We start from the raw sequence: 16,463 nt of genomic DNA, 5'->3' as shown, positions 1-16,463 counted from the left end.
CTGTTGTGGTGTTGGTGAAAGCTGCTGTGTCTGAACCTGCACAAACCGCTGTCGAACCATCTGCGATGGCTGCCACTACTGGCAAGGCAATTACTGTAATTTCCTTTGTTGCCGTCAATTGCCCTGTACAACTTGAAGGGGCAACTCCTGTAGCTGTTACATTAAATGTAGTTGTAGCAGAGAGATTACCCGTTGGCAAATTGATAGTACCACCCGTTCCCGCTACTGCTGATCCAATGTTTGTTGTACCATTCCTTAATTGATAATTAAAACCAACTTGAGAAAGTGCAACAGTTATGTTTGTTGAAGTATTTTCACAAATTGAAGCGGCATCCGAACCTACCGCTAAAGACAAGGTTGGAACGGCATTTACAGTAACCCCCACTGTTTCATCTAACGTTTGAGTACAAGAACCAAAAGGAAATTTAATGGCTTTTATGGACAATGTAGCGTTTGCAGTAAGTACTGCAGAACTCAGAGTTATCGGAGTTATCGGATCGCCAGTTCCTAATACAGATGACCCGGAATTTAACCCAAGTGTATTATTAAATAGTTGGTAAATTACCCCCGCTTGGGATAAAAGCACTTGAACATTAGCAACGACACTTCCTGAACACACAGTGGTATTATCTGGATTTACCGTTAACGTTTTTGATGGAGGACTACAAGTAACAGGGGTTGAATCCGATTTTACCCCTTCACAATTTGATCCACTTGTGGCTGTTGCCGTTACTATTCCTCCAGAATATAATGCATTAGCATAAATTGTTGATATTGTCCAAGAAGTACCCGAAACAACAGCTGTAGCCAAGGTTGTTTCTGCTAAATCTTGATATACCGGGTGGCCATCGATATATAATTTTATTGTATCCCCATTGGCACCTGTCCCCGAAATGGAAGTTGTATTTTCTACAATTGATGCTGGAGTGATAGTAACTGCATTTGAAGTTTGTGATCCAACCAAAACGCCTGCAGATGCCACACTTTGAGATTCACAACTCGTTAAATTTGTAGCCTTTGCAGTTATCGTTCTTCCTGGAGCGATACTAATTCCTGTTGTGGCTGTCCATAAACCTCCAAGAACGGTTGTTGTTGATCCTTCGGCAATACCATTTTCGAATACTTGAATTTCGGTTCCATTTGGTTCTGATGAAGTACCCGTTACTTTCGTTATAGTAGCAGTGGTACAATAAGTACCTGTAATCGTTGGAGCAGATGTAACACCCGCAGAAATTGTTTGAGCAGTAGAATAATCCGAAGGACATTTAACAGTTACTGTAGTTTTTACAGCTAATGCTTTTACAATATCACATGTATAAAAAGTCAAAGATGGAATTGTCCAATTACCTCCTGCTGTTGTGGTTGTAGTTCCAATTTGAATATTGTTTGCATATAAATATACTGTAACACCTACAACATTATCTGGTGTTGGAACGGTACCACTTACTGAAGTAGTAGAGGTAGTAATAGTTGTAGAAATTGTTGGAGTTGCTGTTTGTGATAATCCACCAACACAAATCCAAACAGGTGTCGACTCACATTGACCCGCTAATTGTTGCGTAATCCGATAAGCACCATATGTTAAGCAACCTGCTCCAGAAGAATTACATCTTGTTGAAACTCCATCTGTAGTACATTTATGAAGAAAATTTTGAGTATTTGGAGATAATGCACTAGGCAAAGTTGTTGCTGTAATTGATTGCCCAGAAGTCCAAATTGTTCCTCCTCCAGGAATTTCGGGAGTTGTGTTTGTTCCTTTATACACTCTAACTATTGCACCCGGAGTTGCAATTCCTTGAATGCTTTTACCACATTCATATGCACTTGTAATTGGCGGTGTACATGTAGAACCTAGAACTGTTGTTGTATTATTACAATTCGTTCCTGACTCGACTTCTCCTGTCGCTTGTGCTGTTGCCGAAATCTTGTCACCAATTACAAGTGGCGGCGAAATTCCAGTTAATGACCAAGCTCCTCCAGTTACAGTAGTTGAACCTATTAAAGCTGTATTTTTATAAACTCGAATAGTCGTTCCGCTTGCTTCAGTAGAAGTTCCACTTACCGTAGTAGCCCCTGTTGACAAAGGCAAAGTTATTACAGGGCAATCTGAAAAAACACATGTAGCAGGAGAACTCGGAGAACAAAGTGGCTGATTATTAATAATCACATTAAAACAATTTTCCAAACTTCCACAAGCGGTATCATTTACCCCACCAATATCTGAGGCAGAGCTCGGACTGCAAATTGTAGACTTATCCGCTGCCATATTATCAACAATAGCATATCGCATTGGAGTAGCCTGAGTAAATCCAAGCGGTGTTAAATCCGCCCAGTCAACATAAAAATCTAAGAAGAAATTCATTTGACTACATTCTGTAGAAGCTGCAATAGATTTTTGTATTCTATCAACGGGATATGACTTGACAAGATTTGCTCCGCATGCATTTTCTAAATTATAAATTCTGGCTCCAAATTTAGTAGCCAAAACTATTTCAACTTCAAAACCTGGGTTAGATGTTGTATAAGTTGGATCAGCATTTGGGCCGGTAGATCCAAACAAACCATCGGTATCAATTAAAATCGAATAACTTTTTGCATTGGGAGCAATACTGGCCATTCTAAATCGAAACAACCAGTTTGTTCCATTAGAATAATGAAAAACAGGATCAATACCCCCAGACACAGATTCAACAAAATCAGAGAAACCACAATTAGGACCATTCCTAACATCCGAACTGGGTTCGCTACCTGCCGCTATCAATGTTCTATAGGCTATTTCGCTATTACTCTTGTCATTCCCCAAAAATCCAGCTGTTGATGTTGATATATAACCATCATTATTAGGATCCAAGACAGATTTAGAAGCACCACTGGCCGGCTCTATAATCATTCCAGGGGTTTGGGCAACAACTTTATTAAAACTCAATAATACAAGCAGTGTAATAAGTAATTTTTTTATCATAATTGAAAACTTTGTATTTGAACAGAATAACTTTTTTAACATGTGGCTTATAAAAATATATTGAAAGAATTTATAGTAAAAAATCAACATAATTTAAGGATGCGAAAATATACAATCGCCACAAAACAAAAAAGACAAATCTAACTATATCATAACTAATCGATTAAGTGTGTATTTTTACGGTTAAAGTACATGTTTTATTTGAATTAAATGTTATTATATCAATTTACATTGCTTTTCTGTGTGTAAAAAACCATTTTACTCTGTTTATACTTCATTTTTTTAACAAATACTATGATAAAAATGCCGCAAGTCACAATCCCGATATCGGGACTCAAAAATATCTTTATTGATTTGTGACTTCGTGCTAGAAATTATCTTAGTGCTTGTAGTGCTGAATGGCAAAAAACACTTTTGTTTATAAGAATATCATCTGAACTCCTTGAATCGATCTATCTCAATAGAATTATTGCTATTTTTGCAACTTAAACAAACAAAATATTTTATGCTCATTATAGGAATTGCAGGAGGAACAGGATCTGGAAAAACAACAGTCGTTCATCAAATCATGAACGAATTACCCGAAGCTGAAGTTGGGATTATCTCTCAAGACTCCTATTATAGAGAAACCCATGACCTTAGCTACGAAGATCGTTCCAACATCAATTTTGACCATCCAAGAGCTATTGATTTTGAGTTATTGGTAGAGCATCTCAAAGAATTAAAAGCTGGAAATATTATAAATCAACCCGTCTATTCTTTTGTACAACACAACAGAACCGATGATGTTGTTGTCACACATCCAAGAAAAGTGATGATTGTTGAAGGTATCTTAATCCTAACAAATCCCGAATTAAGAAATCTTTTTGATATCAAAATATACGTGCATGCCGATTCAGACGAACGCCTAATTCGCCGCTTGAAAAGAGACATCGCAGAACGGGGCAGAGACATGAATGAAGTTTTAAACCGCTATCAACACACTTTAAAACCCATGCACGAACAATTTATTGAACCCACAAAAGCATTTGCCGACATTATAATACCCAACGACAGATACAATACCGTGGCAATCGATGTGGTTCGTGCCGTAATTAATCAACGTATTTTATAATTTTATTGTAATTTTATTGCGTATTTAAAACGCACAACTCTTTATTTTTATCATACCCATGTGAAAAAACAAAGAATTACAAAACAAAATCTATACTTTTCCATTAAAATTAGATACTAAAAAAAATCTCAATGAAAAACCCCTATAAAGACAAAACTTGGTTTAAACTTTTAAGCAACAAGTATGTTTGGGTCTCACTGTCTTTCTTGACTTGGATGATCTTTTTGGACAACTATTCCTATTTTGAACATCGTTTTTTAAACAAACAAATAGAGGAGCTGGAAGACAATGCCACTTATTATCAAGGCGAAATAAAAAAAGATGAAGAGAACATCAAGCAATTGAAGAACCCTTTACAAATCGAAAAGTATGCTCGTGAAAAATACTATATGAAAAAAGATAGTGAAGATATTTACATCATCGAATTTGAAGGTGATACCGTTAAAAAGAAATAATCGTTAAGTATTATAATCAAAACTAATTACAATTAAAATGGCTAAGAACCTATTCGACGATTTCAGCCCTGTTTCTGCAAAACTTTGGAAACAAAAAATTCAATTTGAACTCAAAGGAGCCGATTATAATGACACCTTAATTTGGAATTCTCCAGAGGATATCAAAGTGAAACCATTTTACGACAAAGAAGATTTTACAAAAAAACAGTCCGTTTCCACAAAAGCTTCGCAATTTAAAATATGCCAAAATATCTTTGTTTTTGACATAGAGAAATCAATAGAAAAAGGGTTGGATTCTATAAATCGTGGCGCTGAAAGTCTCCGTTTCACTATTCAAGATGACACTGTTGATATTGCAAAACTATTAGGAAAATTACCTTTAGACAAAGTTGCCATTTACTTTCATTTCAGTTTTATTTCAATCGATTTCGTAAAAAAGATTGACGCTATTGCAAAAGAAAAAAAAGCGACCATCTATTGTAATTTAGACCCAATAGGACAATTAGCCAAAGACGGGAATTGGTTTGTAACCAATGATAAAACTAATTTTGACACGCTAAACACACTATCAAAAGAAACTTCATCTCTTTCGATTATAAGCATAAATAGTGGTTTGTACCAAAATGCCGGTGCCAATATGGTTCAACAAATCGCTTATGGTGTGGCTCATGCCAATGAATATTTTAATCGAATAACAGCTATCAATCAACCGATTGTATTTCAAGTTTCGGTAGGAACCAATTATTTTTTCGAAATCGCAAAACTGCGTGCTTTACGAATCCTTTTTAATACAATAGCCCAAGAATACAATCACAACCAAGATTGCCATTTACTGGTTACTCCAACAAAACGCAACAAAACCATCTACGATTATAATGTAAACATGCTTCGCACCACTACCGAATGCATGAGCGCCATTCTCGGAGGAGCAGATGCCATTGCCAATTTACCCTATGATGCCTTGTACCATAAAGACAATGAATTTGGCGATAGAATTGCCAGAAATCAATTGTTGATTCTAAAAGAGGAAAGCTATTTTGACAAAGTGGACAACCCCGCTGACGGAAGTTATTACGTTGAAAGCTTAACGAATCAATTGGCCGAAAAAGCATTATTGTTATTCAAAGACATTGAAGCCAATGGAGGTTTTCTAAAGCAATTGAATGAAGGTGTCATCAAAAGAAAAATTCAAGAAAGTGCCGATACCGAACAAGCTTTATTCGACTCCGGAAAAGAACCACTATTAGGTACCAACAAATACCCCAACAAGCAGGACAAAATGAAACAGGACTTAGAATTGTTTCCTTTTGTAAAAATTAAGCCCCGAAAAACTTTGATCACCCCAATAATTGAAAAACGATTGGCCGAGAAATTGGAACAGGAACGACTTTTGGAAGAGTAGTCAGATTGCAGTATTCAGTCTTCGATAAACTATAAAAAAAATCAATTTGGCACAGCAACCAAAAAGATTAAAGACTAAAAAAATGAAAAGAAAAGATTTACAACATATAAAGCTTGATACTTCCAATGGTTTGGAAACTGCTCCCTTAAACTTGGAACAAAATTTTCAAACTGCCGAAGGAATTGAACTCCACAAAACGTACACCGAAAAAGATATCGAAACCATCGAGCATCTTGATTTTGGAGCGGGTTTTGCGCCTAATTTACGAGGGCCTTACGCCACTATGTATGTGCGAAGACCGTGGACAATCCGTCAATATGCCGGATTTTCTACGGCCGAAGAAAGCAATGCCTTTTACAGACGGAACCTTGCAGCTGGTCAAAAAGGGCTTTCTATCGCTTTTGATTTACCTACACATAGAGGTTACGACTCAGACCATGAACGAGTAGTAGGTGATGTTGGAAAAGCAGGAGTAGCCATAGACTCTGTTGAAGACATGAAAGTATTGTTCAATCAGATTCCGCTTGACGAAATGTCGGTTTCTATGACTATGAACGGTGCCGTTTTGCCTATTATGGCTTTTTATATCGTTGCGGCAGAAGAACAAGGGGTAAAACCGGAGCAACTTTCTGGAACCATCCAAAATGACATCCTGAAAGAGTTCATGGTACGTAACACTTACATTTACCCACCTACTCCATCGATGAAAATCATCGCTGATATCTTTGAATTCACCAGCAATAAAATGCCTAAATTCAATTCCATTTCCATCTCAGGATACCACATGCAAGAAGCTGGGGCTACTGCAGACATTGAATTGGCCTACACGCTTGCCGATGGTTTAGAATACATTCGAACAGGATTGGCAACCGGAATGAAAATAGACGATTTTGCTCCTCGCCTATCTTTTTTCTGGGCTATTGGAATGAATCATTTTATGGAAATTGCCAAAATGAGAGCTGGAAGAATGATTTGGGCAAAACTCGTTAAACAATTTAACCCAACGGATGATAAATCATTGGCATTGAGAACCCATTGCCAAACATCGGGTTGGAGTTTGACGGAGCAAGATCCATTCAACAATGTGGCTCGTACGTGCATCGAAGCTACCGCAGCAGCCTTTGGAGGAACACAATCTTTGCATACCAATGCACTAGATGAAGCGATTGCTTTGCCTACCGATTTCTCGGCTCGAATTGCCCGAAATACCCAGATCTATTTACAAGAAGAAACAAAAATCACCAAGACAGTAGATCCTTGGGCAGGTAGTTATTATGTGGAAAGCCTAACCAATGAAATTGCCGAAAAAGCATGGAAACTCATTGAAGAAGTGGAAGAATTGGGCGGAATGACCAAAGCCATTGAAACTGGAATTCCAAAGATTAGAATTGAGGAAGCGGCAGCCCGTAAACAAGCCCGAATCGATAGTAGTCAAGACATTATTGTAGGAGTTAACAAATACCGTTTAGAGAAAGAAGATCCCTTACAAATTCTGGATGTAGACAATCAGATGGTTCGACTACAACAACTCGAACAACTCGATCGAATTAAAGCAACGAGAGATTCTAAAAAAGTACAGGCATCACTCCAAAAATTAACCCTTTGCGCCCAAACTGGAGAAGGAAATTTATTGGAATTTGCCGTTGAAGCTGCGAGGAATCGTTGTACCTTAGGGGAAATTAGCGATGCGTTAGAAACAGTATTTGGCAGATATAAAGCACAAATTAAATCTTTTAGCGGTGTGTATAGCAAAGAAATGAAAGACGACAAGAGCTTTGAAAAAGCAAAACAACTAGCAGACGCCTTTGCCAAACAAGAAGGACGTAGACCAAGAATTATGATTGCCAAAATGGGACAAGATGGTCACGACCGTGGTGCCAAGGTTGTCGCTACTGGTTATGCCGATGTAGGTTTTGATGTGGATATTGGCCCATTATTTCAAACTCCTGCCGAAGCTGCCAAACAAGCCGTGGAAAACGATGTACATATTCTAGGTGTTTCCTCACTCGCTGCTGGTCACAAAACATTAGTTCCTCAAGTAATTGAAGAACTTAAAAAATATGGTAGAGAAGACATTATGGTTATTGTTGGCGGAGTAATCCCTGCACAAGATTACCAGTTTCTATTTGATGCTGGTGCAGTGGCTGTTTTTGGACCCGGAACAAAAATTAGCGAGGCCGCCATTAAAATATTAGAAATTTTAATTGATTAACTGGATTCTCCGTTTAATTTAAAATGGAATTTATTCGTGTGCGTGTTTTAATAAAACTCCATTAAATTTCCCTTCTTAAAATTTAACCATAACTATTCCCTTAAGTACTTTAATAACAATGCGAATCAAGGGTTGAAAAGTTCCAATAGGCACATTTCAACCCTTGATTCGTATAAATAGCGAACAAATATTAAGTTTCTGGCTCTAATTATACATATATATAATCCTATAATTATGATGTAATACGCAAAATTGGGTTATACTGCTTTATATCTAGATATTATGACTCTCTATCTGAATAAAAAAGTCCAATAAATTAACATCTATTAAGTAAGTACTTAACACTCAATTTTTTATAATTAAACTAACTTTGTAGTTAGTGTTTAAAATAAATAAAAAATAATGAGAAGGGGAAGCAATAACAAAAAACCTTGGTATTTATTTTATCCCTACTATTTTCAAGTATACTATTAATTTAAAAAGAATATTATGAAAACATTTATCATTATTATGTTGTTTTTAGGAACGCATATTACCTCTTTTTCACAGAATAAGGTAAACGGAGGTAAAGATGAGGGAAAAATGAAATCCATAGACCTACCTGAGGTAGTAATTAAAAGTGCAGGAAAAGATTTTTCAGTTTACCTACCTGATAAAAATCCAGACCCAAGTGTTACACAACTTCAAAATGAATTTATCACCTATAATTTAGGAAAAGACTATGAAGGTTTTGACAATTATCTTGTTATACTAGAAGGAGAAAAAGGAGTTTTGACAGCCACTTATGATGAAAAAGGAAAACTTACCGGCGTTGTTGAAAAATACAGTAATGTACAACTCCCTGCACCAGTCATTTATTCCATTTACAAAACATATCCAGGTTGGCAAATTGTAAATGACAAGTTTCTCTATACTCAAGAAAATGGGGATATTACAAAAAAGGAATACAATTTAAAAATCAAAAAAGAGAACGAAATAATTAAATTAAAAGTAAATCCCGAAGGAGAAATAATAGCTAAAAGCTAAACAAAAATAAGCGACCGTTTGAAATTAATTTCAAACGGTCTCATATTACTAAAAATTGAGATTCAAGAAAACTTACAGTACACTTGCAGTACTATCAGCAATAATAAAGGAAGTATCATACCCCCCAAATTTCTTTAGATAACTCCTTATAGAAGTCCCGTACGCATCTTTGAAATAACGCTTACCTTTATATCTAAAATATTTTTTCACTGATCCTACACCGCCAAGATGCGCTGCTGCCAAAATTCCCGATTCCGTAATCCTAGTTCCATTTATAACGGTACCTTCATACTTTTCGATAACATTTCTTAACTCCCATTTATTTTTAGACAAAAGGGCAATAAATGCTTTTTCTTGCATTTTAGGACTGTTTAGAAAGACACTACTATTGTGGATTCCAATAGTTTTTAATGTTTCTATACCAAATTGGTATTTTCCTAAATAGCCGAGAGAATTAATTTTTTTGTATTTTCCTTGTGACTCTTTGAAGCCGATTGCTTCTTTATAACCAATAAAAAAAGTTCCAGTATAGGGAATCTCAGAATTGGTATAATCGTCAACATTTAAAGATGGTAGTAAGTAGGATGAATCATCTGTTTCGTGAATTAGAAACCATGGGGTAGAATCTAATTTAGAGGGTTTAAAACCGGAGCTTAAAAAAGCTACAACAACAATCAAACTCGCGCAATAATACCATTTTTTTATCATAATTGGGATTTCTTCAAAACGCTGTCCCGTTAAGAAATTTCTATGCGCAAAGATACGACTTAAAAAATAAAGCCAAAAATCAAGCCGCTAAACCTATCAAAAAACTCGTTAAACTTACCAAAAAGCAAAACAAACACCCCTTAAACACCTCGTTGTGCGGGTATTTAAATTTTAATAATAAAAATAAAAGAAATAATAAAAACACATAATAACCAGCATGAATACCTAAGCTTATTCTTGCTTAAAAAAAGTAAAAACGTCTAAAAAAGACAAAATAACACCGTAAAGATTGAAAAATCTCAATTTTACGATATCGTTTGAAATTTAAATAATCGGTTTTTATTAACACTAATTTACATTTGGGCATGACCACAATCCCGATAGCTATCGGGAGGGCTGTCTATTGCGTTTCCATAAGATCATTTTTGGAAAAAAAATCAATTTGATCTAAAAAAAAATAGAGGCAAAAAAAAAAGCTTCAAAACTGTTTACTAAACAATTTTGAAGCTTTTTGAAATATTCTTTAATATATGAAAAATCCCTAGCGTTGTACTCCTTGACCAATAATCCAATCGGAGTATTTTTTGGCATTAACATTATGCTCTGGTAAAGTAGCCGCAAATTCATGATATCCAAAACGATCTACACTTGCACAGAAATAGATGTAATTATGCTTTTCAGGATTCAAAACCGCTTCAAGTGCAGTAATATCAGGCATAGCGATTGGCCCTGGAGGAAGACCTATATTTACATAAGTGTTATAAGGATGTTTCATAATCAAATCATTATAAAAAACTCTCTTGATGACTTGATTAAAATCATTAGACTTCTTTTTCATCGCAAAGATAACGGTTGGATCAGCTTGCAATGGCATTCCGAGTCCCATTCTATTCAAATAAACACCCGCAATCCTAGGCCTTTCATCTTTCTTAACCGATTCTTTATGCACAATCGAAGCCAAAACAGTAGCTTGAATTGACGTTAAACCTTGAGCGACTGCCTTGGCAGTGCGTTCTTTGTTCCAAAAATTACGGTATTCCTTGATCATTTTATCACGAAACTTCTCTGCAGAAGTGTTCCAATAAATATCATAAGTGTTTGGAATGAACATTACCAAAACATTCTCTTCTGTAAATCCATTTTCTTTCAAAAAAATAGAATCTTTAAACGTATTCAATAACTCCAAACTATCGGGTTCTATTTGAGAACCAACACGTCCGGCAAAATTTTCTAAACGCTCTTGATTATTAAAAGCTAAACTTACTGGATCATTTACCTTCATAGTTCTAACCAAATCATAACTGCTCATTCCTTTTTTAAACAAAAAACGTCCAGATTTTACGTTTTCGGGATAGCTTGTTTTTCCTGCTACCATTTCAAATCGATCCATGTTTTTTACATACGGCGCAATTATTTTCTTTACTTGCTCATAATCCGATCCAGTTGGCACATAGACATACAACTCTTTTTCTGCAAATTTTGTGTTGTCACTAAAAATTTGGCTTATCAAAACAAAACCGTAAACGATTAAAATGGATACAATTACCACAGCTCCTATGGATACTATTTTCTTTATGTTCAAAATATATAAATTTAAAATTGCTATTCTAGTTCGTCCCCAAAAACATTCTGGAAATTTCTATTCATTAATTAATTGATAAATCGCTTCGTCTTTGTAGACTCCATTGACAAAAGTCCAATCTTTTTTGATGCCTATTTTTTCGAAACCAAATTTAGTAAAAAGAGCAATACTAGCCGTATTTTCACATCCAATATTTGCATATAATTGGTGTAAATTAAGATTATAAAAAGCATATTGAATCAATAAGTCCAATGCTTCCGACCCAATGCTCTGATTTCTATTCTCAACACCCTGAATTACAATACCTACACCTGCTCTATTGTTCTTAGGATCAAAATCAAACAAATCAATCAATCCCAAAGCAGGGAAATCTTGATCCTGACAAATCGCCAACCGCAATTGTTTGGCTTCATAAATATCCTGATGGGCATTTTCTAAATACTGCTTCACCAAAAATCGACTGTAGGGTGTATGTGTATTACTCACTTCCCAAATGCTTTGGTCATTTTCTATGGCATAAATAAACTCCAAATCATTGGGTTCAAGCGCTCGGATGTAAATGTTATCGCCTTTTAATGTTTTCATTGAGGAAGTTAAAATTTTAGATTTTTGAATGATGATTAACGATTTTTGATTTTTGACACGAGTGATAACAAACTAAGGATAACTTCTGAATTTCGATGCTACATAAATCTAAAATCAAAAATCGTTAATCTACACCCGAGCCTGAAAGGCGAACTGGCGTAGCAATCTCAAATTTTTATTTCTCCTTTAAACACAAATTCAGCAGGCCCTTTCAAGAAAACATTCGTAAAACCATTTTTATCTTTATCAAAAGAAACGACTAATTTTCCGCCTTCAACATTCACATTAATGGCAGTGACATCCGTTTGCCCTGTAGCATTCATGGCAATTGCAACAGCTGTAGCTCCAGTTCCACAAGCCAAAGTTTCGTCTTCCACTCCTCTTTCATAGGTGCGAAGTCTAAAAGTGGTATCATCTATTTTTTTTACAAAATTGATATTGCTTCCTGCTGCGCCGTATAATTCACCATAGCGAATCGCTGCACCATTTTCTTTTACATTATAGTGTTCTAAATCTTCTACCATTTGCACATGATGTGGAGAACCTGTATTCAAGAACGAATAATCCTTTTTAATTTCTATAGTGGGAACATCAATCATCTGCAAAGAAACCAATCCATTATCTTCAAATGAAGCCTGATGCAAACCATCTGTTGCAATAAAAGTAGTTTTATTTTCAATCACTTTTAAATCTTTGGCGAAAGCCACCAAACAGCGCCCTCCATTTCCACACATCGAACTTTGATTGCCGTCTGAGTTATAATACACCATCTTGAAATCAGTATCCGAATCGTTTTCTAACAATATGAGTCCGTCTCCCCCTATCCCAAAACGTCTGTCACACAAATGAGCAATCAATTGCGTATTTTCTTTTGGAAAAAATCCAGAACGATTATCGATCATAACAAAATCGTTTCCAGCTCCTTGGTATTTATAAAATTCTAATTGCATTTTTATTTCAATTTTAGTTACACAAAAGTACAAACTATTAATGAATTGTTAATCATTGTTAAAGAGCGTTAAACTGTATTGTTCAAAAATAAAATACTCCTAAATTCGTAATCAAATAACTAATAATATTAAAGAAACTAAGTTTCTGAGATACTAAGCTTCTATTTTTCAGAAAACAACAAAAAAAGCAAATCAAAGAATCATTTATTTTTAAATTAAACAATCTTAGTCCCAATATCGGGATAGCAACTTAGAATCAAATAACAAATACTAACACCTATGAAACAAATTTCAAAATTATTCTTGGTATCCTTGCTAAGTGGCGCAACAACCCTTGGCGCTTACAAATTATTATTTGATGACAACGGTTATTTTTCGTCTAACAAAAATGGAATTACAACACTGGCTCCCGAGTCCTATGGAAGACTAGCTAGTTTAGGCGCAGAAAACGTAGATTTCACAGTTGCCGCAGAAAAAACCATTCACACTGTGGTACACGTAAAAAACGTATCGGTAAGAACTATTTCCAATCCCATAATGGAATATTTTTATGGCTATGGCGGACAGCAACAACAAGAACAAGTAGGAACTGGATCAGGGGTTATCATTTCTGAAGATGGATATATTGTAACCAATAATCACGTCGTAAAAGACGCTAATGATATTGAAATCACTTTAAACAACAAAAAAACATACAAAGCAAAACTCGTTGGAACCGATTCTAAAATGGATATTGCCTTGCTAAAAATTAATGCCGATGAAAAATTACCGTATTCTACATTTGCCAATTCCGATTCAGTAAAAATCGGTGAATGGGTTCTAGCGGTAGGAAACCCTTATAATTTAACATCAACCGTAACAGCAGGAATTGTTTCGGCCAAAGCCAGAAATCTAGACACCAGAGGAATTCAGTCATTCATACAAACGGATGCAGCTGTAAATCCTGGAAACAGTGGTGGCGCATTGGTAAATACCCGTGGTGAATTAATAGGAATCAACACGATGATTTCGTCTATGACAGGTTCTTATGTTGGTTACTCCTTTGCTGTTCCTTCTAATAATGCTCGGAAAATAATTGAGGACATTATGGAATTTGGAAATGTACAAAGAGGAATTCTAGGTGTTGAAGGAGGTGAATTAAACAGTACTGCTTCCAAAGAATTAGGTATTACGCAAACACAAGGCTTTTATATTAACAAAGTAACCAAAAACTCAGGAGCCGAAAAAGCCAAATTACAAAAAGGAGATATCATCATAAAATTAGACAATCAAGATATTGCCACTTTTGCCGATCTTTCGGGTTATGTAAACACCAAAAGACCAAACGACAAAATTCAAGTTACCTATCTGCGAGATGGAAAAACTATGATTGCTCCAGTTGTATTGAGTAAAAACGAATCTTTTACTACAGAATTCAAAGGCATCGAACTAGAAAACATTGATGCTGCCGATAAAAAGAAATTCAAATTGGATTATGGAGTAAAAATCAAAGCCATTACCAATGAAAATTTACTGCAATACAATGAAGAACTCAAGGGAAACATCATTTTAAGCATTGATAATGTGAAAGCAACGAATATTGAAACCGTCTCTAAACTTTTGAATAATAAAGATGAAAAACAAAGTATTCGTATCGAAATGATTAATAAAAACGGAGAAGTCATTCGAATAATTATCTAAAACGTTAAATCGATAAATTTAAAGCTGCCTTACAATTCTAAGGCAGCTTTTTTTATTTAAAAAAAATTACGAAATCGTTTTCGTTAAACATATAAAAACTATACTTTTGCACCAAATTTTAAAAAATTGCATTAATTTATTTTACAAATTTTCAATATGAATAACATGGATTTATACGAAAAAGAAGTTTCGTTTCAAGCCGACAGAAGACGTTCAGGAGTAGAATTAATCAAAATTATCAGCGATTTGTGGTACGACAAATCGATTGAGTTGGTTTTATTTCGCAATCAATTAATTGATAGAAACGTAAGCGAAATTATCAACTTACACGAATACGCGGGTAAATTTGTAGGTAAACCTATTTCGGTTTCAGACTCAGTAGAAATTGCCAATGTTATTCTTTCTTTAGACTTACCACCATCAAAATTAGATATCGGTAAATTGACTTACGAATACGGATTAGAAGATGAAAAATATCCAGATGCAAGACATTTTGTTTTAGATAAATTAAAAGAAGCAAAATCCTCAGAAGAAATTCAACCTAAAGATGTAGTTCTTTATGGCTTTGGTCGTATTGGTCGTTTATTGGCTAGAGAATTAATGTCAAAAACAGGTAAAGGCGAACAAATGCGTTTGAGAGCCATCGTTACCAGAGACAAAAACGATGCTTCAAGCCTAGAAAAAAGAGCTTCATTATTACGTTACGATTCCATTCACGGAGATTTCCAAGGATCTGTTGTTGCCGATGTCGAAAACAATGCTTTGATCATCAACGGTACAACCGTTCATATCATCACAGCAAACACTCCAGAAGAAATTGACTATACACAATACGGTATCGACAATGCTTTAGTGATTGACAATACAGGTGCTTTCACAACAAAAGAGGCTTTGAGTCGCCATTTAACTTCAAAAGGAGCAAGCAAAGTTTTACTTACAGCACCAGGAAAAGGAGTTCCAAATATCGTTCATGGTGTAAATCAAAACGAGTACAATCCAGACGAAATAGATATTTTCTCGGCTGCTTCTTGTACTACCAATGCAATCACTCCAATTCTAAAAGCAATTGAAGATACTTTAGGAGTTGTAAAAGGTCACCTAGAAACTATTCACGCCTACACCAACGATCAAAATTTGGTCGACAATATGCACAAAAAATACCGTCGTGGTAGAGCTGCAGCACTAAATATGGTTATCACCGAAACTGGTGCAGGTACCGCAGTTGCAAAAGCATTGCCATCATTAGAAGGTAAATTAACATCAAATGCGATTCGCGTACCGGTTCCTAATGGTTCATTGGTTGTTTTAAATCTTGAAGTAACCAAAGAAACTTCGGTTGAAGCTATCAACACCATCATGAAAAAATATGCCCTTGAAGGCGAATTGGTAGAGCAAATCAAATATTCATTAAACAATGAATTAGTTTCATCGGATATCGTAGGAACCTCAGCACCTTCTATATACGACAGCAACGCAACCATCGTATCCAAAGACGGAAAAAATATAGTATTATACATTTGGTATGACAACGAATATGGGTACAGCCACCAAGTAATTCGACTTGCCAAATACATTGCCAAAGTAAGACGTTTTACGTATTACTAGCATACCGTTTACAGGTTGGGAGTTGTGCTTTTAGTTTTAATTTTAGTTTTTTAGATAATAATTTTACAATCCAACCTGAATTCAATAGAAATCCGCCAAGTTTTAGAACGAGGCGGATTTTTTGTTTTCAAAATTCTAAAATCTGAACTCTAAATTCACTTAGGACGTGCCACCAGTAAAAA

At 35.4% G+C, this 16,463-nt stretch carries 12 protein-coding genes; 7 read left to right on the top strand and 5 right to left on the bottom strand.

The features are described from left to right. Nucleotides 1-2,962 (bottom strand): hypothetical protein (locus DB891_RS11455; RefSeq protein ID WP_133243528.1); only part of this gene is annotated, 2,962 nt, incomplete at its 3' end. A 505-nt stretch (nucleotides 2,963-3,467) separates the two neighbouring features. Here DB891_RS11455 and udk point away from each other — a divergent pair. The 5 genes from udk (at nucleotide 3,468) to DB891_RS11430 (ending at nucleotide 9,171) form a co-directional block, all read left to right on the top strand. Beyond that, nucleotides 3,468-4,076: a uridine kinase gene (gene udk / locus DB891_RS11450; RefSeq protein WP_116763647.1), complete on the top strand. Its 609-nt coding sequence runs from the start codon at nucleotides 3,468-3,470 to the stop codon at nucleotides 4,074-4,076. A 131-nt stretch (nucleotides 4,077-4,207) separates the two neighbouring features. Continuing rightward, nucleotides 4,208-4,531 carry an FtsB family cell division protein gene (locus DB891_RS11445; RefSeq protein WP_189337138.1) on the top strand — a complete coding sequence of 108 codons (324 nt, stop codon included), beginning with the start codon at nucleotides 4,208-4,210 and terminating at the stop codon, nucleotides 4,529-4,531. Nucleotides 4,532-4,568: 37 nt separating this feature from the next. Then, nucleotides 4,569-5,933: a methylmalonyl-CoA mutase subunit beta gene (locus tag DB891_RS11440; protein WP_116763643.1), complete on the top strand. Its 1,365-nt coding sequence runs from the start codon at nucleotides 4,569-4,571 to the stop codon at nucleotides 5,931-5,933. 82 nt (nucleotides 5,934-6,015) lie between these two features. After that, nucleotides 6,016-8,145, top strand: coding sequence for a methylmalonyl-CoA mutase (scpA, locus tag DB891_RS11435; protein WP_116763641.1), 2,130 nt, complete (start codon nucleotides 6,016-6,018; stop codon nucleotides 8,143-8,145). A 489-nt stretch (nucleotides 8,146-8,634) separates the two neighbouring features. After that, the gene (locus DB891_RS11430; RefSeq protein ID WP_116763639.1) at nucleotides 8,635-9,171 is read left to right on the top strand and encodes a hypothetical protein; all 537 of its coding nucleotides are present in this window, start codon (nucleotides 8,635-8,637) and stop codon (nucleotides 9,169-9,171) included. Between the two features lie 72 nt (nucleotides 9,172-9,243). Here the strand turns inward: DB891_RS11430 and DB891_RS11425 are convergent, their stop codons facing one another. From DB891_RS11425 to dapF, 4 genes are all read right to left on the bottom strand, one after another. Further along, nucleotides 9,244-9,879 carry a peptidoglycan-binding protein LysM gene (locus DB891_RS11425; protein WP_116763637.1) on the bottom strand — a complete coding sequence of 212 codons (636 nt, stop codon included), beginning with the start codon at nucleotides 9,877-9,879 and terminating at the stop codon, nucleotides 9,244-9,246. A 541-nt stretch (nucleotides 9,880-10,420) separates the two neighbouring features. Continuing rightward, the gene (gene mltG, locus DB891_RS11415) at nucleotides 10,421-11,461 is read right to left on the bottom strand and encodes an endolytic transglycosylase MltG (protein WP_116763633.1); all 1,041 of its coding nucleotides are present in this window, start codon (nucleotides 11,459-11,461) and stop codon (nucleotides 10,421-10,423) included. A 57-nt stretch (nucleotides 11,462-11,518) separates the two neighbouring features. Next, nucleotides 11,519-12,046: a GNAT family N-acetyltransferase gene (locus tag DB891_RS11410; protein WP_116763631.1), complete on the bottom strand. Its 528-nt coding sequence runs from the start codon at nucleotides 12,044-12,046 to the stop codon at nucleotides 11,519-11,521. 167 nt (nucleotides 12,047-12,213) lie between these two features. Continuing rightward, nucleotides 12,214-12,996 carry a diaminopimelate epimerase gene (gene dapF, locus DB891_RS11405; protein ID WP_116763629.1) on the bottom strand — a complete coding sequence of 261 codons (783 nt, stop codon included), beginning with the start codon at nucleotides 12,994-12,996 and terminating at the stop codon, nucleotides 12,214-12,216. Between the two features lie 279 nt (nucleotides 12,997-13,275). Here dapF and DB891_RS11400 point away from each other — a divergent pair, with 279 nt between their 5' ends. Together DB891_RS11400 and DB891_RS11395 are read left to right on the top strand one after the other, a co-directional pair. Further along, the gene (locus DB891_RS11400) at nucleotides 13,276-14,676 is read left to right on the top strand and encodes a trypsin-like peptidase domain-containing protein (RefSeq protein ID WP_116763627.1); all 1,401 of its coding nucleotides are present in this window, start codon (nucleotides 13,276-13,278) and stop codon (nucleotides 14,674-14,676) included. 156 nt (nucleotides 14,677-14,832) lie between these two features. Next, entirely contained in the window at nucleotides 14,833-16,281 is a 1,449-nt protein-coding gene (locus DB891_RS11395; RefSeq protein WP_116763625.1) for a glyceraldehyde-3-phosphate dehydrogenase, read from the top strand. Nucleotides 16,282-16,463 lie beyond the last annotated feature (182 nt).

Origin of the sequence: Flavobacterium laiguense, assembly GCF_003097655.1 — a bacterium.
Classification (GTDB): Bacteria; Bacteroidota; Bacteroidia; order Flavobacteriales; family Flavobacteriaceae; genus Flavobacterium; species Flavobacterium laiguense.
This window is presented reverse-complemented; position numbering and strand designations above follow the sequence as displayed.